This window comes from Paenibacillus sp. FSL R5-0749 (genome assembly GCF_038595085.1).
Lineage (GTDB): Bacteria > Bacillota > Bacilli > Paenibacillales > Paenibacillaceae > Paenibacillus.
The window spans coordinates 1815728-1835160 of the sequence record NZ_CP152005.1; the positions used below are offsets into that span (position 1 = coordinate 1815728).

The 19433-nt window shown below is 43.0% G+C and carries 32 protein-coding genes; 31 read left to right on the forward strand and 1 reads right to left on the reverse strand.

Annotation, left to right across the window (positions count from 1 at the left end; translation table 11 throughout):
• Positions 1-12: 12 nt before the first annotated feature.
• The 29 genes from MKY85_RS08105 to MKY85_RS08245 all read left to right on the forward strand — a co-directional run bounded on the left by MKY85_RS08105 (position 13) and on the right by MKY85_RS08245 (position 16822).
• Complete coding sequence (locus tag MKY85_RS08105; RefSeq protein WP_342572315.1) at positions 13-411, forward strand: hypothetical protein; 399 nt, start codon at positions 13-15, stop codon at positions 409-411.
• A 41-nt stretch (positions 412-452) separates the two neighbouring features.
• Positions 453-860, forward strand: coding sequence for a hypothetical protein (locus MKY85_RS08110; protein WP_342572316.1), 408 nt, complete (start codon positions 453-455; stop codon positions 858-860).
• Positions 850-1197, forward strand: a complete 348-nt coding sequence (locus tag MKY85_RS08115; RefSeq protein ID WP_342572317.1) for a hypothetical protein — start codon at positions 850-852, stop codon at positions 1195-1197. The genes MKY85_RS08110 and MKY85_RS08115 overlap by 11 nt, the downstream gene beginning before the upstream one ends.
• A 239-nt stretch (positions 1198-1436) precedes the next feature.
• Positions 1437-1946, forward strand: a complete 510-nt coding sequence (locus tag MKY85_RS08120) for a hypothetical protein (protein WP_342572318.1) — start codon at positions 1437-1439, stop codon at positions 1944-1946.
• A 65-nt stretch (positions 1947-2011) separates the two neighbouring features.
• Positions 2012-2359, forward strand: a complete 348-nt coding sequence (locus tag MKY85_RS08125) for an adenylyl-sulfate kinase (protein WP_342572319.1) — start codon at positions 2012-2014, stop codon at positions 2357-2359.
• A gap of 7 nt (positions 2360-2366) precedes the next feature.
• Positions 2367-2846 carry a hypothetical protein gene (locus tag MKY85_RS08130; protein ID WP_342572320.1) on the forward strand — a complete coding sequence of 160 codons (480 nt, stop codon included), beginning with the start codon at positions 2367-2369 and terminating at the stop codon, positions 2844-2846.
• 42 nt (positions 2847-2888) lie between these two features.
• Positions 2889-3140 (forward strand): hypothetical protein, encoded by a 252-nt coding sequence (locus MKY85_RS08135; protein WP_342572321.1) that lies wholly within the window; start codon positions 2889-2891, stop codon positions 3138-3140.
• 372 nt (positions 3141-3512) lie between these two features.
• Positions 3513-3698: a hypothetical protein gene (locus tag MKY85_RS08140; RefSeq protein ID WP_342572322.1), complete on the forward strand. Its 186-nt coding sequence runs from the start codon at positions 3513-3515 to the stop codon at positions 3696-3698.
• A 53-nt stretch (positions 3699-3751) separates the two neighbouring features.
• Positions 3752-4318 carry a phosphoglycerate mutase family protein gene (locus MKY85_RS08145; RefSeq protein WP_342572323.1) on the forward strand — a complete coding sequence of 189 codons (567 nt, stop codon included), beginning with the start codon at positions 3752-3754 and terminating at the stop codon, positions 4316-4318.
• Between the two features lie 21 nt (positions 4319-4339).
• Positions 4340-4864, forward strand: coding sequence for a GNAT family N-acetyltransferase (locus tag MKY85_RS08150; protein WP_342572324.1), 525 nt, complete (start codon positions 4340-4342; stop codon positions 4862-4864).
• Between the two features lie 16 nt (positions 4865-4880).
• A complete protein-coding gene (locus tag MKY85_RS08155; RefSeq protein ID WP_342572325.1) occupies positions 4881-5042 on the forward strand; it encodes a hypothetical protein in 162 nt (53 codons plus the stop codon).
• A 36-nt stretch (positions 5043-5078) separates the two neighbouring features.
• On the forward strand, positions 5079-5255 hold the full coding sequence (locus MKY85_RS08160) for a hypothetical protein (protein WP_342572326.1): 177 nt from the start codon (positions 5079-5081) through the stop codon (positions 5253-5255).
• 41 nt (positions 5256-5296) lie between these two features.
• Positions 5297-5839: a GNAT family N-acetyltransferase gene (locus MKY85_RS08165; RefSeq protein ID WP_342572327.1), complete on the forward strand. Its 543-nt coding sequence runs from the start codon at positions 5297-5299 to the stop codon at positions 5837-5839.
• 20 nt (positions 5840-5859) lie between these two features.
• A complete protein-coding gene (locus MKY85_RS08170) occupies positions 5860-6525 on the forward strand; it encodes a Type 1 glutamine amidotransferase-like domain-containing protein (RefSeq protein ID WP_342572328.1) in 666 nt (221 codons plus the stop codon).
• Complete coding sequence (locus MKY85_RS08175; protein ID WP_342572329.1) at positions 6518-7411, forward strand: PhzF family phenazine biosynthesis protein; 894 nt, start codon at positions 6518-6520, stop codon at positions 7409-7411. Before MKY85_RS08170 ends, MKY85_RS08175 begins: the two co-directional genes overlap by 8 nt.
• A 24-nt stretch (positions 7412-7435) precedes the next feature.
• Positions 7436-8026 (forward strand): HD domain-containing protein, encoded by a 591-nt coding sequence (locus tag MKY85_RS08180; protein ID WP_342572330.1) that lies wholly within the window; start codon positions 7436-7438, stop codon positions 8024-8026.
• A gap of 39 nt (positions 8027-8065) precedes the next feature.
• Positions 8066-8398, forward strand: coding sequence for an HIT domain-containing protein (locus MKY85_RS08185; RefSeq protein WP_342572331.1), 333 nt, complete (start codon positions 8066-8068; stop codon positions 8396-8398).
• Between the two features lie 178 nt (positions 8399-8576).
• Positions 8577-8720: a hypothetical protein gene (locus tag MKY85_RS08190; protein ID WP_342572332.1), complete on the forward strand. Its 144-nt coding sequence runs from the start codon at positions 8577-8579 to the stop codon at positions 8718-8720.
• A 107-nt stretch (positions 8721-8827) separates the two neighbouring features.
• A complete protein-coding gene (locus tag MKY85_RS08195; protein WP_342572333.1) occupies positions 8828-9607 on the forward strand; it encodes a hypothetical protein in 780 nt (259 codons plus the stop codon).
• 130 nt (positions 9608-9737) lie between these two features.
• Positions 9738-10412 (forward strand): zinc dependent phospholipase C family protein, encoded by a 675-nt coding sequence (locus MKY85_RS08200; protein ID WP_342572334.1) that lies wholly within the window; start codon positions 9738-9740, stop codon positions 10410-10412.
• Positions 10413-10505: 93 nt separating this feature from the next.
• Positions 10506-10928: a hypothetical protein gene (locus tag MKY85_RS08205; RefSeq protein WP_342572335.1), complete on the forward strand. Its 423-nt coding sequence runs from the start codon at positions 10506-10508 to the stop codon at positions 10926-10928.
• A 27-nt stretch (positions 10929-10955) separates the two neighbouring features.
• Complete coding sequence (locus MKY85_RS08210) at positions 10956-11534, forward strand: GNAT family N-acetyltransferase (protein WP_342572336.1); 579 nt, start codon at positions 10956-10958, stop codon at positions 11532-11534.
• A gap of 142 nt (positions 11535-11676) precedes the next feature.
• Positions 11677-12174, forward strand: a complete 498-nt coding sequence (locus MKY85_RS08215; protein ID WP_342572337.1) for a PH domain-containing protein — start codon at positions 11677-11679, stop codon at positions 12172-12174.
• Entirely contained in the window at positions 12171-13739 is a 1569-nt protein-coding gene (locus MKY85_RS08220; RefSeq protein WP_342572338.1) for a PH domain-containing protein, read from the forward strand. Before MKY85_RS08215 ends, MKY85_RS08220 begins: the two co-directional genes overlap by 4 nt.
• A gap of 75 nt (positions 13740-13814) precedes the next feature.
• A complete protein-coding gene (locus tag MKY85_RS08225) occupies positions 13815-14591 on the forward strand; it encodes a Cof-type HAD-IIB family hydrolase (RefSeq protein WP_342572339.1) in 777 nt (258 codons plus the stop codon).
• Between the two features lie 111 nt (positions 14592-14702).
• Positions 14703-14873, forward strand: coding sequence for a YHYH domain-containing protein (locus MKY85_RS08230; protein ID WP_339240672.1), 171 nt, complete (start codon positions 14703-14705; stop codon positions 14871-14873).
• Positions 14874-14908: 35 nt separating this feature from the next.
• The gene (locus MKY85_RS08235) at positions 14909-15571 is read left to right on the forward strand and encodes an HAD family hydrolase (protein WP_339240674.1); all 663 of its coding nucleotides are present in this window, start codon (positions 14909-14911) and stop codon (positions 15569-15571) included.
• A gap of 68 nt (positions 15572-15639) precedes the next feature.
• Positions 15640-16164 (forward strand): NUDIX domain-containing protein, encoded by a 525-nt coding sequence (locus MKY85_RS08240; protein WP_342572340.1) that lies wholly within the window; start codon positions 15640-15642, stop codon positions 16162-16164.
• Positions 16165-16333: 169 nt separating this feature from the next.
• Positions 16334-16822 carry a DUF3298 domain-containing protein gene (locus tag MKY85_RS08245; protein WP_342572341.1) on the forward strand — a complete coding sequence of 163 codons (489 nt, stop codon included), beginning with the start codon at positions 16334-16336 and terminating at the stop codon, positions 16820-16822.
• Positions 16823-16933: 111 nt separating this feature from the next.
• On the opposite strand, the gene MKY85_RS08250 is transcribed toward MKY85_RS08245, so the two are convergent.
• Positions 16934-18094, reverse strand: a complete 1161-nt coding sequence (locus tag MKY85_RS08250; RefSeq protein WP_342572342.1) for a glycosyltransferase family 1 protein — start codon at positions 18092-18094, stop codon at positions 16934-16936.
• A gap of 428 nt (positions 18095-18522) precedes the next feature.
• On the opposite strand from MKY85_RS08250, the gene MKY85_RS08255 reads away from it, so the two are divergent.
• Entirely contained in the window at positions 18523-19092 is a 570-nt protein-coding gene (locus tag MKY85_RS08255) for a hypothetical protein (protein WP_342572343.1), read from the forward strand.
• Between the two features lie 28 nt (positions 19093-19120).
• The gene (locus MKY85_RS08260) at positions 19121-19405 is read left to right on the forward strand and encodes a hypothetical protein (RefSeq protein WP_342572344.1); all 285 of its coding nucleotides are present in this window, start codon (positions 19121-19123) and stop codon (positions 19403-19405) included.
• Positions 19406-19433: the final 28 nt, after the last annotated feature.

Below are 19433 nucleotides of genomic sequence, written 5' to 3' on the forward strand. Positions count from 1 at the left end.
GGGAGTGCACGTATGAACGAGGAAGAACTGTTGCAGCTGTACGGATTGGAACCAGATGAGCTTAACCGGAAGGACATCCGACAGCTGCTACACCAAGAGATAGAGAATCGAAACTTAGAGGATAACGAAGTTCTAAAACTATTGTGCATTATGTTGTTCTGTATCGGAACTGTAGAGGACACCACGCTGATCTGGCAGGCTAAACAAAAGAATCAGGATACGAGCAGTTATCTTGATGTGCAGTTATTATGTGGTGCAGGGTATGAAGAGACATTGTTTTACCTGGAAAAGATGGAGGGGGAACAGGCGCACAAGGAATTGCTGTACCTTAGACAGTGCGAGCCGTATGATTTTGTTGATTTCTCCAAAGTGGAATGGGTCTCGAACTATAAACGATATTACGGTGTTTGAAGATAAACGAGTTAACGGACATATCGGAAGGAGGGGGGAGTATGCCAAGTTTGCATGACAACATCATATTAAGCTACGAAGTAGATTTAGAGAACGAAAGAATCAGGATGCGTACTCGTTCAAGTCATGCTGTGCCGAAAAATATGGATGTCTTATTCTCTGGTGTAATGGCCCATGCGTTCGATACGCCGCTGCATGGCAGCATTATTTTGGATCTGGATGAGTGGGATCTGGAGCATTTTATCCCATCTAATCGCGAATTGTTAGAGTCGGGAAAGGGCTACTGCTGGCCTGTCAGTTATGATTCGTATGACGAATTGCATAACCGGCTGATCGATGAGAAATACAAGTACATGGTGATCTCATCCTCATATGGATTGAGTGGTTGGGTTTTGGCGAAGAGCGTAGAGATTTCTGTTCAAGAAATGGGTGATCAAGATGAAGCCTGAATACACGCAACATGGTAGCAAGAGAAAGACAGGACTAAGAACAGGCATTGTTGTATTTGTTGTTCTGCTCGTTATTCTAGTCATGACCAATCCAAACGAAGAGGATTTTGTTGCCTGGCTCTCAAGTGAACATGGCATCCATGCTTCGTATAATGTGAATGAAGGCAGTACGTTTACGCAAACAATCGACGGTGACGAAAAGAGACTTCATTACAAAGGTGGACATATACGCCATATGGGAATCTTTTCAACGTATAGTTATCTTTTCTCGGATCATGAAGAAAAAGAAATCCTGATTGAAGCGGTCGGCATAATGAACATGCTATGGAATCGATAGTTAGATTCACTATGGACAGTTAAAAAAGTTAGGAAAAAGTTCTGCTGATATCCACGCTCTATGCATGATGTAACTTGTGCAGAGAAGCGTGTTTTTGGCGTGAGATGCCTTATACGTTGGAATGGCTAATTTCGTTCGTTCGCAAATCCCACATTATGGGTTATGATGTACCTTGAGAGAAAATTTTACATAGATAGGAAGTCTTCTTATGTAGACGATTGGTGATTGGAGGACGGAATATGAAAAAGTTAACCGTAGTTCCATTTTTATTTCTGCTTCTGGTGGCTTGTCAGAACCAGGCAAACACTGAAGATGCGCAGCAAACAATAGATTCCTCAACCTTAAATGTCACAGAAAAAGAGACACAACAGAATGAAGAAATATCGACATCCCAAGAGAAGGAAGACACTCCACCAGAGTATCTCGATGAAACAAACTATAACGGAGACCAATTGGAAATTGTCAAACTGATGAATGCCCGTATGCGTTATTTATACGAAAAGGATGAAGCAGCATATATGAGTCTGATTGATCCTGAATCTCCTATATTAGGTATGGGAAGATACAAAATTCGCAAGGTTACTTCCATGAGCGACATAACGATACAGGAGCAAAGTAATCTCTATCAGGCAGTGGTGATGGTTAACGAATTAAATGAGAACGACGAAGAGTATAGCAATACGATGGTGTTTTGGAAAAAGAAAGAAGATGGCGATTCTGCAAAATGGGTTATTGCAGATATTGATTAATAACATAATGTCTGACATATGGAAGTTCTATATCTTCACATTCACATAACATAAAGGGTGATGCAATGATGACAAGGCGATTAATACTGATTGAAGGTGTACCGGGTTCAGGCAAGTCAACAGTTGCCCAAATGGTATCCGAAATTTTAAAGGGACAAGGCAAAAAGGTACAACTATTTCAGGAAGGCAACCTGGATCACCCTGCTGATTACGAAGGTGTTGCTTTTTATGATGCTGGAGATTTTGAGGTTTTATTGAAAAAACATGAAGAATACAGAGAGGTTCTGGAAAGCAATGCGACTGCCTATGGCGATGGTTTTCTGATTCCTTATCGTAAGATGAGAGAACAATGGGGAATAGAGCTCCCTGATCACATTGTACAGGATATTAGATATTTACGAAATTTCTTTTGAGCAAAATGTGAAGCTGATCACCGAGAAGTGGCAAGATTTTGCCCAAAACGTGCTAAGCACGAATGATGATTACATCACGATATTTGAGTGCTGTTTTATCCAGAATCCACTTACCATGGGTCTCGTAAAATGCAATCAAACCAAAGAGCAGAATATGCAGTATGTATTGGATTTGGGTCGTATCATTCATGCTCTGAATCCGCTTCTCATTTATATCGACCAGAAAGATATATCCTTTACCTTTGATAAGGCAGTTCGTGAAAGACCGAAGGAATGGTCAGAAGGTTTTATTAACTATTATACGAATCAGGGTTTGGGGGAAGCGCAAGGTTATCAGGGTGTTCAGGGTACGGTACAAGTTTTACAGGAAAGAAAGAAGCTGGAGTCCGAAATCTATGACTTACTTCAGATGGATAAGGTATGGCTGGATAACTCGGATTACGACCTGGAGGTTTGTAGGCGCAAACTGGAAAAAATTCTGGAGTAACCTTACGAAGCTAAGAAATCGAGAGCAGGTGAACAAAACAACATGAAAAAAACGTTATTTGAGCTTGTAAATGAAGTCGAAGATGAAGTGACCTTTATGGTTTTCCTACAACAATTAAGTAAGGATCGGGAAGGTCATGCAGATGAATGGCAGAATGATTCAATAGCGTCATTTTTGGAAGCGGCAGCGGAGTGGGGACAAGCGTCGATAGCTGGATTAAGCCATTACGAGAAGCCGGATAACCCATGGAAGAGATGCGCTCAGATCCTGTATATGGGCAAGATTTATGAGTAATATCAGACTAGATTGCAACGAGTGGAGGAAGTTAGTAACATGATGCATATTCATCTGAGAGAAGAAGATTACTGGCAAATGAACAAATTTACGATGTTTAAACTGTAAGAGAAAGGTGTGCTGATCGCTGTATGTGTGCTGCCTGTGGCTATTGCCATCCTATTTAGACAACTTGATTTTTCATAGAAGTGGAAAGGTTTGGAAATCTTCAATGAGACAAAACAATATTTCTTTATTCTCATTAATAAGGCAAGTGCACATGTGATTCCGAAACGATCTTTTGAAACGGAGGCGGAAGCAGTTCGGTTTGCAGAACAGGTCAGAACATATATGAAAACTGCTCAGCATAATACATAACGGAGGTTTATTTTCATGCTCTTGTTGGAAGTAGCATTAATTGTTGTAACAGCTTTATTGTTAGGGGTTGGTGCTAAAAGCAAAAGGAAAATTTTGCTTAAATGGGGTATAGCCAGTTTGATTTTATTGCTCGGACTCGTTATTTTTTCATTCATCATGGGATTTATAAATGGAGTGTCCGATGGATGGTCAGCAAGATGAGTATCTAAGAAAACAAAAATAATTAGTTGAGAAGCTTGAGGAATAGAGGGCTTATGGACATTACATTTATTCGTCATGGTCATGGTGAACACTTGTTAGATTATCCTAATCAATTAAATTACCTGCATCCTGGTCTCACTGAATTGGGAAAACGTCAAGTTATAGCGTTACGTAAACAAGTGAATTTATCGCCTGAAGACACCATCTTGGTTAGTCCAACGAAACGTACTATTGAAACAGCGCGCCTGCTAGAACCAAAAGGCAATCTTATGTTCAGCCCGTTGGTTGGCCCAAGAATGTTTCCTCAGAATCCGGAGTTTGTTCCTCTTGTCTGCGATCAGACCTATTCCAAGGAAGAACTCAGCCATCAATACACTTACATAAGAATGCTTGATTTGGGGCTGGATTGTTGGAAGGAAAGTATTAATCAGATGGATGCACATCGATTCGAGCTATTAGCTGAACAGCTTCTGGAGTGGTGCAGGAAACAGAGGGGCTACACGTTTGTCATTTCACATGACGGTACAATATCGAACTACAGGATGTTGCTCGGAGAAAAAGGATTAACCAAAAGTGATTTTCTTGGTGAGGCCGGGCAGTACACAATCCGAAACGTTTAACGATTTAAAGGAGATCATGTCATGATACATTTTCCTAATGTAGAGACTGAACGTCTGTACCTCAGAGAATTAACCTTAGCAGACCGGCAGGATGTGTATGAACATTTTGCTAAACCGGATGTAACTCGATTTATGGATATTCAGCCTTGCCGCGATGTAAAGGAAGCAAAAGAAATCATACAATTTCACATTGAAGATTCAGGTTGCAGATATGGTCTATTCCATAAATTAGATGGCGAATTCATAGGTACAGCGGGGTTTCACTGTTGGAATACGGATTCACCGTCGAAGGCAGAGATTGGCTTTGACTTATCCCCAGACTATTGGGGACAAAGGTTGATGCAAGAAGCTTTAACCGCAATGTTCGAAATTGGCTGGAACGAGATGAATCTTGATTTTATTGAAGCGACTGTGGAGCAGGCAAATATTCAATCGCAGAGCTTGTTAGAAAAGTTAAACTTTCTGAAGTCCACTGAGTTAGTAGACAATCTCTTCTATTACACTTTACAGAAAAAATATGTTGGGTCTGACATAGACCCCTTTTGAGCAAGGGAGGATTTAAATGAAATCTGTTCCGTTCTCTATACTTTTAGCTAGTGCCATTTTGGGTATCTGCTTTATCATTGGCTGTATAATTTTAACCACTCATGAGAGAAATAGTGAACTCACTCAGGCAGTAGAGCAAGTAGTACCAAACGATAAAGTATTGTTGACGATGCAATAAACTGCCGAGTATCTGAGTATGACTGAAGAACAGGTGATGAGTATTATTAAGGCGGAACAAGGAAGCTTTACCGTATCAGGTTTCTTTGATGGGAAAATGTTCCCGTTCATTAAGGTTCAGGATCAATTTTTTGCGAGTAGAGTTGAGTTGGACTTGTGGGTTCAAGAAGCATCTGCAAGCCACAGAAGATATATTAACGGGCTGATGCAGTAGTCTATGGGAATGGTGGCATAATCCTAAGGAGATGAATTCACATGGAATTCGTGGGACAGGAAATTAAAATAACTACAGTTACAGAACAAGACCTCAACTTCATAGGTCAACTTGAATGTGACACAAGCGTATGGAGCTTCGAGGAAACTGTTGAAACAGATGAGGAAAAGGTCCGTGAGAAATATCGCAGCCATTTTGCTGTCGCAGATGAGAAACCGTATGCTTATGATTTTGTTATACGGCGCGTGAATGATCCAGAGGATACATCCATTGGTATTGTTCAGATGTGGAGTTACGTGGATCACCGAAAAAGCTGGGAACTTGGATTCGCTGTACTTTCGGAATACGCAGGTAGAGGATACGGGAGAGAAGCTACCCGACTTTTGCTACATTTTGCATTTCAAGAGTTACAAGCTCATAAGGTTGTCGGCATGTGTAATTCACAAAACATCCGCTCAGCAGCACTGATGCAGCATGTGGGTATGACACGGGAGGCCGTCTTCCAGGAAGAACTATGGTGGAACAAACAGTGGACAGACCAGTATTTTTTCTCGATTTTGGATAGAGAGTTTAAGCCAGTCTAATAGATACGGGAGGAAATCAGATGACTACGTTGGTTCTGCTAAGTGATTTGGTGTTCGAATCTAACGATAAATTGAATCAGAAAATACGAAGCTTATTCCACAGTGAACAGCCTTCCATCGGCTATATACCATCATGTTCCGACGCGGAGCGAAGGTATTTTGAGCACACTAGACGTTACTATAACCAAATAGGAATAGACAACATTCAATATTATGATCTTGATCTGCAGTACGAGGAGAACACATTTGGCTCTATTTTCGAGTGTGATGCGATACATCTATCTGGCGGAAATACGTTTTATTTTCTAAGTCTATTACAGAAGAGAAATGTGCTTGGTTTGCTACGTTCCTATGTCAAGAGTGGCGGCATGCTGATTGGGGTCAGCGCAGGCAGTATTCTGACGACACCTACGATAGAGATCGCTGGGTATGGGGAAGATGCAGATGAGAACAATGTAGATTTGAAAGACATGAAAGCACTGGGTCTTGTTGATTTTGAGTTTGCACCCCACTGGGATGGTTCGGAAGATGCCTTGGATTCATTAAGAGAGTATACCCGTGTTAAACGTACAGTTGTATATGCATGCCAAGATGGTGGCGGGCTTGTAGTTGATGGTGAAAGAGTAGAGTTATATGGAAATGTGTGTCTCGTAGATTACAGAGAAAGTGGGTCAAGTGATGAGTAATATTAAGGTCTATCATTATGATGCTTTCTCCACAGTTCCTGGTCAAGGTAACCCGGCAGGAGTGGTCTTTGATGCTGATCATTTCAGTGAGGCGGAGATGCAGCAGATCGCTTATCAAGTTGGTTTTAATGAGACGGTATTTGTGTTGAAATCTGAAGTAGCTGACGTCCGATTACGTTATTTTACGCCTGGTCATGAAATTAATCTGTGTGGACATGCCACAATGGCATCCCTGTATGGATTAAAGACACGTGGTATGCTGGGTGACCGAGAGTTAATCACGATTGAAACTAATGTAGGCATACTACCTATTCGATTTGAGCGAAATGACAACATCATTTACATGGAGATGAAACAGGATCATCCGCAGTTTATACCGTTCCAGGGGGATATCCAGAAGCTGGTAAGCGCCATAAACCTCACTCTGGATGAAGTGGATCATTCTATGCCAATCGTTTATGGAAGTACAGGAGCCTGGACATTACTAATCCCCATTCGTGATTTGAACTCTTTTATGAAAATGAAACCGGATTCTTTCCTTTTCCCAGGAATATTAATTGAGAATCCCAAAGCTTCCTTACATCCTTTTTGTTTCGAAACTCGTGATTCCGATGCGATGATGCATGCCAGACATTTCTCTTCACCTTACTCAGGTACGACGGAAGATCCAGTGACTGGAACAGCCTCCGGGGTGATGGGTGCTTATTATTTAACCTATGTGAAACCGGAGATCGATGAGGTACAGTTTGTGGTAGAGCAAGGGCATGAGATTGAGAGAGACGGAAAGGTTCAAGTGAGCGTAATTCGGGATGGAGAGGATATGGATGTCAGAATGAAGGGGACAGCTGTTTTTGTGCGTGAACTGAACGTTGAATTGGATACCTGATCTATACATAAAGGAGGATGTGCTATGAGCGAATCATTACAGGATCAGATTCAATTTCTCATTGAGATTGATAAACTCAAAACGATTGAACGAAAGACGAGAATTATGCATGGTGAGAGACTTGAAAATGATGCAGAGCATTCTTGGCATCTGGCAATGATGGCGCTGGTTTTACAGAGTCATGCCAACACGGATGTGGATATGCTCAAAGTCATTAAGATGCTTCTCGTTCATGATCTGGTTGAGATCGATGCCGGCGATACTTTTGCCTACGATACGGTGGGGTATACGGATAAATATGATCGTGAACTCAAAGCGGCTCATCGACTGTTTGGTATGTTGCCTAAGGAACAGGCTGAAGAACTACTCCACTTATGGTTAGAGTTTGAAGCAAAACAGACGTCTGAAGCACAATTTGCCTCATCTCTCGATCGATTGCAGCCTATTATCCACAACCATCAGAATGAGGGAGATACATGGCAGAAATATAACATTACAAGTGAACAGGTGTTAAACAGAAACCGTGAGATTGCGAACGGTTCCGAGACATTGTGGGAGTATGCGCAGCAGCTTATTCAGAAATCCGTGGATCAGGGAATCTTGACCAAATCATAAGTTTACGCTCTAACGTACGCACTTTGAAGAAGGGGGAGTATGATGACGCAGGACTTTTATTGTGATGAGGTGCTGAGTGGTAAAACGCAAGTTAAAGTTGTCATGGAAACAAAGAACGTTATGGCTTATCATCACACTCTGCCCTACTACAAGCATCACATTGTTGTAATTCCCAAGATGCATATTCAGTCCTTCATTTCAGAAGAGGAAGAGAATAATGATGAGCTACTCTTAGAAATGATGCAAGTCATTAAAAAGGTAGCTGCTGACATGTTAGCTCAGACAGGCTCATCGAAGATTGTAACTAACTTGGGCAGTTATCAAGACTCGAAGCATCAGCATTGGCATATAGTCAGTGGTGAACGAACTTAGGAAACGGTAGACCGGTTTATAAATCTTCCACCTTTCATAAAGGGAGGTGGAGGATTTTTTTGTTTTGAATCAATAAGCACACCGAATAACCTTTACATCCACCATAAAAGTTAACTGAGGAAAAATATGCTAGAATAGGAAGTGATAATTTAATAGGTTCATAGGAGGAATAACAATTATGATTACAATGTTTCTAATGTTGATTAATGTGTCGTTATATGGACTCGGTGTGTATGCGCTGATCCTGTTTATTAAGCTGGCCCGGCGTGGGATTCAGGCACTGGATATCTACCTGTATGAGAAACGCGGCGAACGTTTCTAACGTTCACTATCTCACACTCGAACAGAATTATCATTTTTCTCTCAGTGTTTTATCTCTCCTAATCTAGTATGATTAACGCATCATTTCAGTAAAGAGAGGTTCACAACATGGAAGCTTTTTTAGAGCAAATTAACGAGTTAAACGAGCTTCAGAAAGACTTGGTTAGCCTACATCCTTTGTTTGCAGAACATTATCCAGTAGTTGTCGCCTATGAAGCTTTATTGTATATCTATGATTATTCGTCCAAGACGCAACAATATGAGTGGGTAAAGACGGTACCGGACGATTTATATATTCCAGATGAATGCCTTGCAGCCATGCCAGTGCCTCATATGGACGGACGAATGTGTGCGATTGTTACGGACGCAGCATTCAAAGACCTGGAGCAGAAAGTCTATTTGTTCCACGAATATGTTCATTGCTATGTATATGAGAGTTATGATGAGCGAATCGTCAACCGTCTTCAGATTAAACATAAAATGACGCAATTGAAGCGTGTGACATGGGAACTGGATTATGAGTTTCCGTATGAAGATGCAGTCGTTGTGGAGCGGATTAACGCATTGTTGTCTGCTTTGAAGAGTAGAGACCTAACACAAGTACACACAGCTAGAAAGGCGTTGTTTACTTCATTAACTGAAGAACAAGCTGAGTACTGGAGTTGGTTGGAATGGAACGAGGGTTACGCACGTTATATTGAGAATCTGATTCGGGCAAAATTCGGACAGGAAAGCAATCATATGGGAGACACAGCCCCGTTTAACCGCTTGATGTTCTATGAATGTGGGTCGGAATATATTAGTCTGCTTGTGAAGGAGCATCCGGAGTACCATACGGATCTGGAGCAATTGTTTGATCAAATGCAAGCGGAGAGAATACAGGATTAATCATGTATCTACGGTGAAAAGGTGAAACATAGCGGAGTCACACTATTCCAGTGATCTGTACGTTCCACCAGTAGGTATATCGTTTTTTTAATTAATGTAGAATACTTCCCGATAAAAGGAGATCAACTCTATGCCGCTACCCATGGTTCATCTCAATATTGCTAATCGGATTGCTGACTCGCTGCAAATGCAGGCTGATCGAGGTTCATTCTATCTGGGGAACATCGCCCCGGATTCCATACATATGCGTGAAGGCACAACCAGAGAGGATAAGGAATACACCCATTTTAACCCGAAAGATGATGGAGATTACGTTGGAGGGCTCCACGAACGCTACTCATCCTATATGCAACCACTCATCGATGAAGGATGGAAGTGGTTTGTGCGGGGGTACTTTATGCATGTGCTAACGGATTATTACTGGTTCCGCAGCGTGCATCCTGAATTTGTAGAACGGGTCAACAAGGCAGACTTATCCATAGGTACGAGTAGATCCAAGGAAGAACTGGCGCGTTTATACTATCAGGAGACGGACCAGATCGATTTCAATCTCTATCAAGGTTCGAGTTGGAGCGAAGAGGTGTGGCAGCTGATCAACAGTTCACCAGGTTATGACATGATGGATCGCTTAACTGCTGATGAGATTGTACGCTGGAGGGACCACACGTTTTCTTTTCTGAATGTGGAAGAACCTGGAATTACTCCTGAGTTCATTACGGGGGAGAAGATCCAAGTATTTGTGGAAGAGACCGTAGAGCGACTGAGCACTTTGTTGTCTTCATGGGACCCGGAGTTACGTAACTGAATATGACTACGGATATTTAGATATTTCAGTTGAGTCACTAGATGCTGTAATCGTTACTTCTCTATTCATTACGAAGTCAGGGAGGCAGGTGATATGGTGAAATATGTAGGTTTCTTGATGGTGCTCTTCATTGCTACGTTCATTACAGGATGCAGTCAACCGAATGAATCGAACACGGAAGAAGGGCTTCCTGTACTAATCACTTTAACGTGTAATCCCAACCTCGCCTCGGAACCATGCCAAGATGTTGAGTTTGATCGACCTGACGAGATTCAAATCATGATGGAGGCCATACATAAGGCAGAGCGTATACCGGGTATTATTGATTATGGTACGCAGTACAAGATGAGTATTAATAATGCAGATGGTTCGGTTACCCGGTATGATTTTTCACTAGGAATGGATCCCAAGATGCAAGGACTGTTAGTAAACGAGGAAGACACGCATATTGGATATAGCATTGCTCTTGAGGATGCGAATCAACTAAGAAGACTGATTCAGCGACGTACAGATTAAGAAGGTATATGGAACGGAGAAGAACCTGTGGATGACAAAATTACTATTGAACCATTGACACGATCGGACGCAGATGGAGCGTATCAGGTATTCGAGACAACGATCCCGGCAGCATTTGAACAGGAGGGCATAGGCTCGCTACTGGATGATATCCAGGATGAAATAGCACATAAGAGAGCATTAATTCACACTGCATTGCAGCCAGATCATAACAAGGAAGCGAATATATTTTTCCTCGTGGCCAAAATGGGTAAGTCCATTGTAGGCACAATCTCGTATGGACCTTGTGGTGAAGAGATTCGAGAATGTACAGAGGGCAGACTGAATGATATTGGAGAGCTGGGTAGCCTTTACGTGATGCCCGAGGTTCAAGGTCAAGGGATTGGTTCGGCGCTCATAGTCGCATTGGTTACTGAGCTTCAGCGGCGTGGAATTAAACAATTCTGCCTGGATAGTGGCTATCGAATTGCACAGAAGAAGTGGCAACGCAAATTCGGTGAACCCTATGTCGTAGCGAAGAACTATTGGGGTGAAGGTACAGATCATATGGTTTGGCTATGTAACGTACAGGGTTTTATAGAGGTTGTTCAAAAAGCCCGCTTTTGATTACAAATAAAGAGATGACGACCTGTACTTTACAGGGGTCATCTCTTTTACTAAGTGAATCTTTCTGCATCGATCGTAGACGATTATTCGTACAGTGTATTATGTGTGTTTTTATGTAGCCGAAGGAAAAAGGAGTGAACATATGTCAATCCAGTGGAAGATACCCGAGCAACGGCTCTCCCCTCATGCGGTAAATCTATGGAGAATTAGCGCCATCCTATGGAATGCCATAGGTTTCCTGATCCTTGCCGTACTGTTAATACTCGACTCCATCTATGGATGGAAGACGTGGATCAGTTGGATCCTGTGGGGGGTTACGGCCATATCCGTGCTCTATGCGGCGTGGGATATTTTCATCCAGCCTGCATGGTTATATAAGCATTGGTACTATGATGTGAATGAGGAGTTTCTGCAATTGAAGCGTGGGGCGCTAACCAAGGTACATCAGATCATCCCCATGGCTAAGATACAATCGGTTACAACAAATCAGGGACCTTTGATGCGAAAATATGGACTCTATTCCGTATCGGTTGGCACGATGGGGTCATCGCATGAAATCCCGGCATTGCCTGAGGAAGTCGCGCTTGCGCTCCGTCATCAGATTGCGTCCTATGCACGGATTAATGAGGTGGATGAATGATCGATAGGAAGCGACATCATCCATTAACCATACTGTGGAGTCTGTGGAAACTGGTGAAGAATTCGTTTGCCATCATCCTTTTTTTGTTTGTTTTCCGTCAGGGCTCAGAGTCCCCATGGCTTTTCTATGGAAGGATCGCCTTTTATGCAGGTATCTCCATCGGCATCGTGTCAATCATCTGGAAGTGGTTTACCTCTCGTTATACTGCAGACGATAAGGCCTTTCACATCTATAGTGGTGTGTTTAACCGCACCCGAAGAACGATACCATATACCAAAGTGCAAAATGTGAATCGCCACACGACTCTGTTTCACCGTCTGTTCAACGTGACATCAATCCGATTTGAGACCGGGATTAAGGGAGAAGATGCTACCTTTCAGTTACATGTTGTTTCACTTTCCGAAGCAGAACAGCTGGAGAAGATTGTGGCGGGTTATATGACAGAAGATGCAGAAGCAGAAACGGTAGAAGCAACAGAGGAACATGAACCGTTGGATGCAGTTAAAGATATGGAAGAGGGAGAGGCGAAATCCCACTCTGTTATAATCGATCAAGCCATGTCTCTGCCTGCAAAAGAGAAACAAGAACGGGTTGTTCATTATCATTCGACCCGCAAGGACATAATCAAAGCGTCGTTTACCTCGCTCAGCTTTCTCGTATTGATTCCAGTCCTGGGTACACTTTATTCCTGGGTGAAAGATTTCTTCCCCGATGAAGAAGTAACGGAAAGTTTATTCTTAACCTGGCTTGATTCCTGGTGGATTGCCGGTTTGATGATTTTGGTTTTATTGGTCATATCCATCGCTCTGGGGATTGTCAGAACCTTTGTGAAGTATGGAAACTTTCAGATCACCTCGGATACCAAGCGGATCTATATCTCGAAGGGCATGATGGAACAAACGTCATTTTCAATCTTGAAAGAACGAGTTCAGGCTGTGAAAATTACACAGTCTCCGATGAAAAGGTTGCTTGGACTAGCGGAAGTAGAACTGACCACTGCAGGTAGTCTGGGGGAATCCGAGCAGGAAGTGAATTCGCTCTATCCCTTCTTGCCGGTGAAGCAAGCCTATACCATGATTGAAGAGATACTACCATCCTATCAGGTGACGCAGGAGATGGAAAAACTTCCGAGAATATCACTATGGCTGCGTCTGCTCAAACCAAGCTGGGGATGGATCATGATTACAGGTGTATTGTGGTATTTCAAACCATTTGTTCTTGGGCAGAAGCATGCCTGGTGGATGATTTCGGCGATTCTGCTCGTGTGGATTGCAACAAGCAGAGTGATGGAATTTTTCCATACCAGATACACTTTACATCAAAATTTCATTCAACTTCGGACTGGGGCGCTCACTTCAACACTCTTTATCTCCAAACGCGAGAAAGTCATCGAAGTACAGATCACCCGTAACGTGTTACAGCGCTGGTTCGGTGTTGCTTCCATTCATACGGTAAACCGTGCCAAACCTGTACTGCATCATCGTGCACACGACATTCCCCTGGATACGGCGGAATCATTTCAATTATGGTACATGGGACGTACCCAAGATGTTCAGACCCGGTAAATCGCAAGAGCAAGTGCAGGAAGACCGCATCAGGTTATTCTGTACTTGCTCTTTTAATAGAGGAGGAAGGATATTTTGATGAAAGCTGTGTTCTTTGATGTGGATGGTACATTGCTGAGCGAAATAGATCGGAGTTTGTCACCGCGTACAGCAGAGTCGATCCGGGAATTGATTCGTAAAGGCGTTCAAGTCGTACTTGTAACAGGTAGACCCTATAATCTATGCGAAGAATTCAGAAATCTCGGAATCGAGACGATCATTTCGGCTAATGGGGCATTGATCAAAGCAGGTAATGAAGTGATACATAAGTCTGTACTTTCTGCACAGATGGTAAGAGCATTCAGTGAGTTTGCCGAGTTGCAGGGGCACAGTATTTCATATTTTACAGAATCATTTGAGACGAACGGGTTGTGTACAGCAGATGGTCGTGTTACTGATGCCTTAAGAGATACGCTTGGACTCATGGTTTCCCCGGAGAAAATCAGCACGTTGGAACAGGACGTATATTGTATCTGCTTATATGCGGATGAAACGGAGACGGAGAAATTCCAATCCAGATTTCCTTCTTTACGATTCGTGAGATTCCATCCGTATGTAGTGAATGTGCTGGAAGCAAGCGAAGTCAGCAAATCGATAGCCGCAGAGAAAGTCCTCAATTACCTGAATATATCCAAAGAGGATACAATGGCCTTTGGCGATGGGGAGAATGATGTGGATCTGCTAACCTATGCGGGAATCGGAATTGCGATGGGAAATGGCGGAGAACGGATTAAACAAAGCGCCGATTATGTCACCCTGCGGGCAAGTGAAGATGGCGTCACCCATGCGCTGGAGCAATTTAAGGTTATATGAGGATTCTCACATAAAATAAAGATGAAGGATATCCCAATTGTGGATTTTCATGTAGAATGATATAGCACGTAATAAGCCCTAAAGCATAGGGTGTAGATCGAAGGGTGACTTATGAAAAAGGTTGTTATTGTAATTCTGTCTCTTGTCGTTCTTGTTGGTGTATCTTCTTCCGCTTATGCTCATCCAGGCAGACTGGATAAGAACGGTGGACATAACTGTTCAGCCAAATCCAAGCAAAAGGGTCTGTGCAAGGGTTATCACTATCATAAAAAGAAAAAATAAGCACTGCTTTACATTCTTGAACAGGGGGAAGAGGAATGAATCATATTAAAGCCGTTATTTTTGATTTGGACAATACAATTCTAAACAGAACGATGACTTTTGACGGATTCACGCAACGTTTAATGAACACTTATTTTGGTCACCTTGAGTCAACTGAAGAGATAAGCAAGCGAATTATTGAACTAGACCAGGATGGTTATAAGGACAAACCCCTCCTGTTCAACGAATTGTTGCATGAATTGCCATGGGCAGAGCATCCGCCACATGCAGAACTGATGGAGTTCTACGGCAGAGAGTATGTACGAAGTTCAGTTCTAATGGAACAGGCGCGAGAAGTCGTTCAGCATCTGCGGGGGAAATATCAAACCGGGTTAATTACCAATGGGCAGACTGATATTCAGTATGGGAAAATCGATCAACTCGGTATCCGGGATGACTACGACCATATTATTGTTTCAGAAGAGGCAGGAGTCAAAAAGCCTGATCCACGCATCTTTCAACTTGCACTTGATCATTTCGGTCTAACTCCGGAGCAGTGCATCTACATTGGCGATCATCCGGTGAACGATATTCAAGGTGCAGCAAGCGTAGGCATGAGCACCATCTGGATGAAGGTCAACCAACCTTGGCAGGACAGCATCACGATTAGTCCTTTACATACGATTGAACATCTAAGTGAGCTAAAGGAATTGCTTTAGAGGACAGTTAGATAAGTAAAATCTAATATCACAGTTTCGAAAGCGAGGTACATATGGAGATTAGACAGATGGCTACAGCGTTTTTGAGCAATGGCTCAGACATGTTGATGATGAAGAAGGCAGGCAGCAGATTGTTTGATTTTGAATTTTGGGGCGGTATAGGCGGGCATCTGGAGCAAGGGGAACTGAACGCACCCATGACTGCCAGCTATCGGGAGATTGAAGAAGAGACCGGATTCAAGCCAGGGGATATCGAACACTTTCGACTTCGAACTATTCTGTTAGAGGTTAGCGGTGGTGGGATTTGGCAGCAATTTGTCTATTTTGGAGAGACGAAGCATCGACAATTTGTACCTTCCGATGAAGGAGAGTTATTCTGGATACCGCAAGATGAGGTACTGGATTTACATGCGTCTATTCTGGTCAAAGCGACGCTTAGGCACTATTTACAACAGCCGGGAGCAGAAGACATCTGGATTGGCAACGTTCAGAGCGGAACAGACTTAAAGGGCACTCCACAGGTCATATGGAACAGAATGCAGGAAGCGAAATCATTTGAGCCCAAGGGGGTTGCCAATAATATTGAAAGATAGAACTGGAAGAAAAAAATGGAGATGGATTAATTACCTGTTGATCACTGTACTAATTGCTGTCATTCTTCCGAGTAGTCATGTAGAGGCAGGCAACACGATTACAGTGAAAACGAAGGTCCAATATTACAAAGGACAGCCATACATACATCTAACAGGTGGAAAGAAATCTGTGACGGATAAGTTGAACAAGACGTTTAAACTCCACGCAGTGAAAGCAGCTCGCCTGGACAAAGAAGAAAAGCAATCAAACAAAGCTTATTTCTACACTACCATGGCCAGTGTAAAATACAATGCAAAAGAAAAGTTGTCTGTAGTATATGAAGATCATGTATACACTGGCGGAGCACATGGAATGGATGCGACAACATCATATAACTATGATTTAAGAACAGGGGAAGAACTGAAGCTAAGCGAGTATGTTAAAGATGATATTCAGATGGAGAAGGTAGAGAGATCCATCTCCAACAGTTTATTAGCCATGTATAATGCTGGAGTTTCTATTTTTGAAGAGAATATTTATGATTTTCAGCTTGATCAAACATCTGAATTCTTTTTGTATGACAAAGGGATCGTCATCCGATTCTATCCTTATGAGGTTGCACCCTACGCTAAAGGATTTGTAGATATCAAAGTCCCATACACTAAATTCAACCAATAGATATATGCAATAAAAGACATGATCCCGTTCAATAAGATCATGTCTCTTTATATTAATATCGTAATATCAATACATAATATGTCTTTAACGAATGAAGTCTTTACGACCAGATCAGGCTGTAATAATCCGATCTTTCGTTTGTCTATTCCGATGTTCGATAGCTTCCTCATAATCCACGATCAATGTATCAAAAATATGCTCCCACGACCGCTGTTCAGCCAGCTTTCTGCCTTCCAGTCCCATCATCCTCAATTGGTCCACGTGATTTCCCCAGAGACATATCTCCCGAATCAGTGCATCAGCCTGACCTGGCTCGAACAATACTCCATTACGGTGGTGGGATACCAGATCCTTTACACCTCCGGCATTGGCCGCCACCACAGGAAGCCCTGAAGCCATCGCTTCCAGCACCACATTGCCAAATGTCTCCGTAGCGGAAGGAAACACAAACAGATCTGCCGAAGCATACATAACAGCAAGGTCTTCCCCGTGCATATAACCTGTAAAGGTGACATTTGGTGGGGAGTGCAGACGCATTTTGGGAAGAGATGGGCCGTCACCAACGATAATCCAGTGTACACGGGACTGCATTTCCTGGGGCAACTGTTGCATCGTAGTCGTGAGCGTAGCGATATCTTTTTCCGGGGCAATGCGTCCAACGTAGAGTAAAATAAGGGGAGCAGTGATGTGGTATCGTTCACGGATATCCGAGCTGCGTTTATCAGGGGAGTACAGGTTGCAATCAATTCCGCGAGACCAGAGCTTCAGACGCTGAATGCCTTGGACTTGAAGGGTGTTTATCGTTTCCCGAGATGGGGCAAGGGTTGCATCACAGGTGCGGTGGAACCATTGGATATATTTCCAATAGAGAGGGATCATGCTTTTCAACCGGTAATATTCGAGGTAACGATCAAAGTGGGTATGGTAGGAGACAACATGTGGAAGGTGATGTTTGAGCGCATACCTCAGGCCAAGCAGCCCCATATTAAAAGGCGTGGCGATATGCAGCAGATCGGGTTGAAAGGTTTGCAGCTGCTTATGAGTGTTAGCTCTGTTGGGTAGAGCAATGCGGCATTCAGGATACAGAAAAAAAGGGATGTTGGCAACCGATCGGACTTGAGTCTCATGGCTTCCTTCAATGATGGAGTTCGGAGTAAACAGCAGATGTTCAATTCTTCTGCGGTTCAGATGGTTACTCAAGCGGTGGAGCGTGCCAGCAACACCATTGGTTTCCGGAAGATAGGTGTCTGTGAACAAGGCCAGGCGCATCATTACCCCTCCCAAGACTCGTGATGCCAAGATCATAACAGCAGAACATTTTCCCGAGGTCAAGTGCATGTTAACTTGACGATATTCCCTGTAAATTTGATAACAGGATAGACTATACTAACTACTATAAGTTCAACTTATATAATGTATTCTGCTATGATGTAATAACGTGTCGGCGTAGTTGAGCTTGACATTTACACGATAACGGAGAGGACAGAAAAAAACTGAAGAAGCGGAGCTAAAAGCTTTCTGCAAGAAAGCTGCTTCGGAAGCATACACTTCGCCTTTATCACTGGAGTTTCCCCGTTAATAAAGGGAATGAGAAAAATCTGGGGATAACAGCGAGCGGAAGTTTATTCTGGCCGCGTAGTGGTCCAGTGTAAAAAAATCGTTTAACTATTCAGATAGAGAGATACAGGAGGCAGAGAAAGATGAACAAGTTACAAGAAGAACTGCAGGAGTTGTTACCACTCGATCAGTTTGAAGAGATGTCAGGTGAAGAAGTGGTGGGGAGTGTTGCCATGGACCTTTATCGGGCTGAATTCGCAACGATTCGAGAGAGTGGGCCGGAACTTCCGCAAGTATTGCGAGATATCATTCTAATCATCGATCTGGATACCGAGCTCTCCATGAACGGTATGACCGGTTTCCTTGAGAATGCCAGCGGGCAGTATCTGAGTGAGACGATAACAGCTATGGAACGAATCGGCAATGATGCAGATGCCGTGATCCTGAAGAAGATAGAGCAGATGTTGTCCGAAACCGGCGTAACGAACGGGCAATTGCGAGATAATGTGAATGGCCTGTCTGAAGATGACATTACGACAAGCCTGCAAACGCATGGGGAACAGATTCATGAGGTATTGCAGGAGATTGAATTGGAAGCCGCGAATTTAAGCATGCAAGCAGATAACGAGGAAAGCTTCGACTTGCTGTATCAGTATGTGGATGCCAACAAAGGTCTGCTGAAAAAGGAGATGCAGCATTTCTTGTCTAATTGAATTGGGAATAGGGGGCGAAATGACAAACATGAACAAAAGATTAGCAACGGAATCCGTTCTGGTTACCCTGTTATTCATCATCGGTTTTGCAGCTTGGAATGTTGTGCAAGGCATGATCATGACCATGAATTACGCACCTGATCTGACAAGCACCGCTTCTTCCGTTACCCCATTGCAATCCAAGGTTGCCTTTGGAACTATGGTTCGATGGGATACAACATCCATGATTATGGCTGTTGCCGGGTTCATTTTGCTCGCCGCTGCATATTACGGTCTTCGATCAGGAATGCAACGCTGGACACAGCGTTCCTGAAGGTGTGTCCTCGTAAGCTACATGTCTG

What these genes read in the sequence shown, in the direction of transcription:
- MKY85_RS08110 (WP_342572316.1), top strand. Translation starts at nt 453, where the DNA reads ATGCCAAGTTTGCATGACAACATCATATTAAGCTACGAAGTAGATTTA.
- MKY85_RS08175 (WP_342572329.1), top strand. Translation starts at nt 6,518, where the DNA reads ATGAGTAATATTAAGGTCTATCATTATGATGCTTTCTCCACAGTTCCT.
- MKY85_RS08215 (WP_342572337.1), top strand. Translation starts at nt 11,677, where the DNA reads ATGTCAATCCAGTGGAAGATACCCGAGCAACGGCTCTCCCCTCATGCG.
- MKY85_RS08180 (WP_342572330.1), top strand. Translation starts at nt 7,436, where the DNA reads ATGAGCGAATCATTACAGGATCAGATTCAATTTCTCATTGAGATTGAT.
- MKY85_RS08260 (WP_342572344.1), top strand. Translation starts at nt 19,121, where the DNA reads ATGAACAAAAGATTAGCAACGGAATCCGTTCTGGTTACCCTGTTATTC.
- MKY85_RS08150 (WP_342572324.1), top strand. Translation starts at nt 4,340, where the DNA reads ATGATACATTTTCCTAATGTAGAGACTGAACGTCTGTACCTCAGAGAA.
- MKY85_RS08235 (WP_339240674.1), top strand. Translation starts at nt 14,909, where the DNA reads ATGAATCATATTAAAGCCGTTATTTTTGATTTGGACAATACAATTCTA.
- MKY85_RS08205 (WP_342572335.1), top strand. Translation starts at nt 10,506, where the DNA reads ATGGTGAAATATGTAGGTTTCTTGATGGTGCTCTTCATTGCTACGTTC.
- MKY85_RS08145 (WP_342572323.1), top strand. Translation starts at nt 3,752, where the DNA reads ATGGACATTACATTTATTCGTCATGGTCATGGTGAACACTTGTTAGAT.
- MKY85_RS08255 (WP_342572343.1), top strand. Translation starts at nt 18,523, where the DNA reads ATGAACAAGTTACAAGAAGAACTGCAGGAGTTGTTACCACTCGATCAG.
- MKY85_RS08115 (WP_342572317.1), top strand. Translation starts at nt 850, where the DNA reads ATGAAGCCTGAATACACGCAACATGGTAGCAAGAGAAAGACAGGACTA.
- MKY85_RS08135 (WP_342572321.1), top strand. Translation starts at nt 2,889, where the DNA reads ATGAAAAAAACGTTATTTGAGCTTGTAAATGAAGTCGAAGATGAAGTG.
- MKY85_RS08155 (WP_342572325.1), top strand. Translation starts at nt 4,881, where the DNA reads ATGAAATCTGTTCCGTTCTCTATACTTTTAGCTAGTGCCATTTTGGGT.
- MKY85_RS08195 (WP_342572333.1), top strand. Translation starts at nt 8,828, where the DNA reads ATGGAAGCTTTTTTAGAGCAAATTAACGAGTTAAACGAGCTTCAGAAA.
- MKY85_RS08170 (WP_342572328.1), top strand. Translation starts at nt 5,860, where the DNA reads ATGACTACGTTGGTTCTGCTAAGTGATTTGGTGTTCGAATCTAACGAT.
- MKY85_RS08250 (WP_342572342.1), bottom strand. Translation starts at nt 18,094, where the DNA reads ATGATGCGCCTGGCCTTGTTCACAGACACCTATCTTCCGGAAACCAAT.
- MKY85_RS08200 (WP_342572334.1), top strand. Translation starts at nt 9,738, where the DNA reads ATGCCGCTACCCATGGTTCATCTCAATATTGCTAATCGGATTGCTGAC.
- MKY85_RS08240 (WP_342572340.1), top strand. Translation starts at nt 15,640, where the DNA reads ATGGCTACAGCGTTTTTGAGCAATGGCTCAGACATGTTGATGATGAAG.
- MKY85_RS08140 (WP_342572322.1), top strand. Translation starts at nt 3,513, where the DNA reads ATGCTCTTGTTGGAAGTAGCATTAATTGTTGTAACAGCTTTATTGTTA.
- MKY85_RS08230 (WP_339240672.1), top strand. Translation starts at nt 14,703, where the DNA reads ATGAAAAAGGTTGTTATTGTAATTCTGTCTCTTGTCGTTCTTGTTGGT.
- MKY85_RS08105 (WP_342572315.1), top strand. Translation starts at nt 13, where the DNA reads ATGAACGAGGAAGAACTGTTGCAGCTGTACGGATTGGAACCAGATGAG.
- MKY85_RS08190 (WP_342572332.1), top strand. Translation starts at nt 8,577, where the DNA reads ATGATTACAATGTTTCTAATGTTGATTAATGTGTCGTTATATGGACTC.
- MKY85_RS08160 (WP_342572326.1), top strand. Translation starts at nt 5,079, where the DNA reads ATGAGTATTATTAAGGCGGAACAAGGAAGCTTTACCGTATCAGGTTTC.
- MKY85_RS08165 (WP_342572327.1), top strand. Translation starts at nt 5,297, where the DNA reads ATGGAATTCGTGGGACAGGAAATTAAAATAACTACAGTTACAGAACAA.
- MKY85_RS08220 (WP_342572338.1), top strand. Translation starts at nt 12,171, where the DNA reads ATGATCGATAGGAAGCGACATCATCCATTAACCATACTGTGGAGTCTG.
- MKY85_RS08120 (WP_342572318.1), top strand. Translation starts at nt 1,437, where the DNA reads ATGAAAAAGTTAACCGTAGTTCCATTTTTATTTCTGCTTCTGGTGGCT.
- MKY85_RS08125 (WP_342572319.1), top strand. Translation starts at nt 2,012, where the DNA reads ATGATGACAAGGCGATTAATACTGATTGAAGGTGTACCGGGTTCAGGC.
- MKY85_RS08185 (WP_342572331.1), top strand. Translation starts at nt 8,066, where the DNA reads ATGATGACGCAGGACTTTTATTGTGATGAGGTGCTGAGTGGTAAAACG.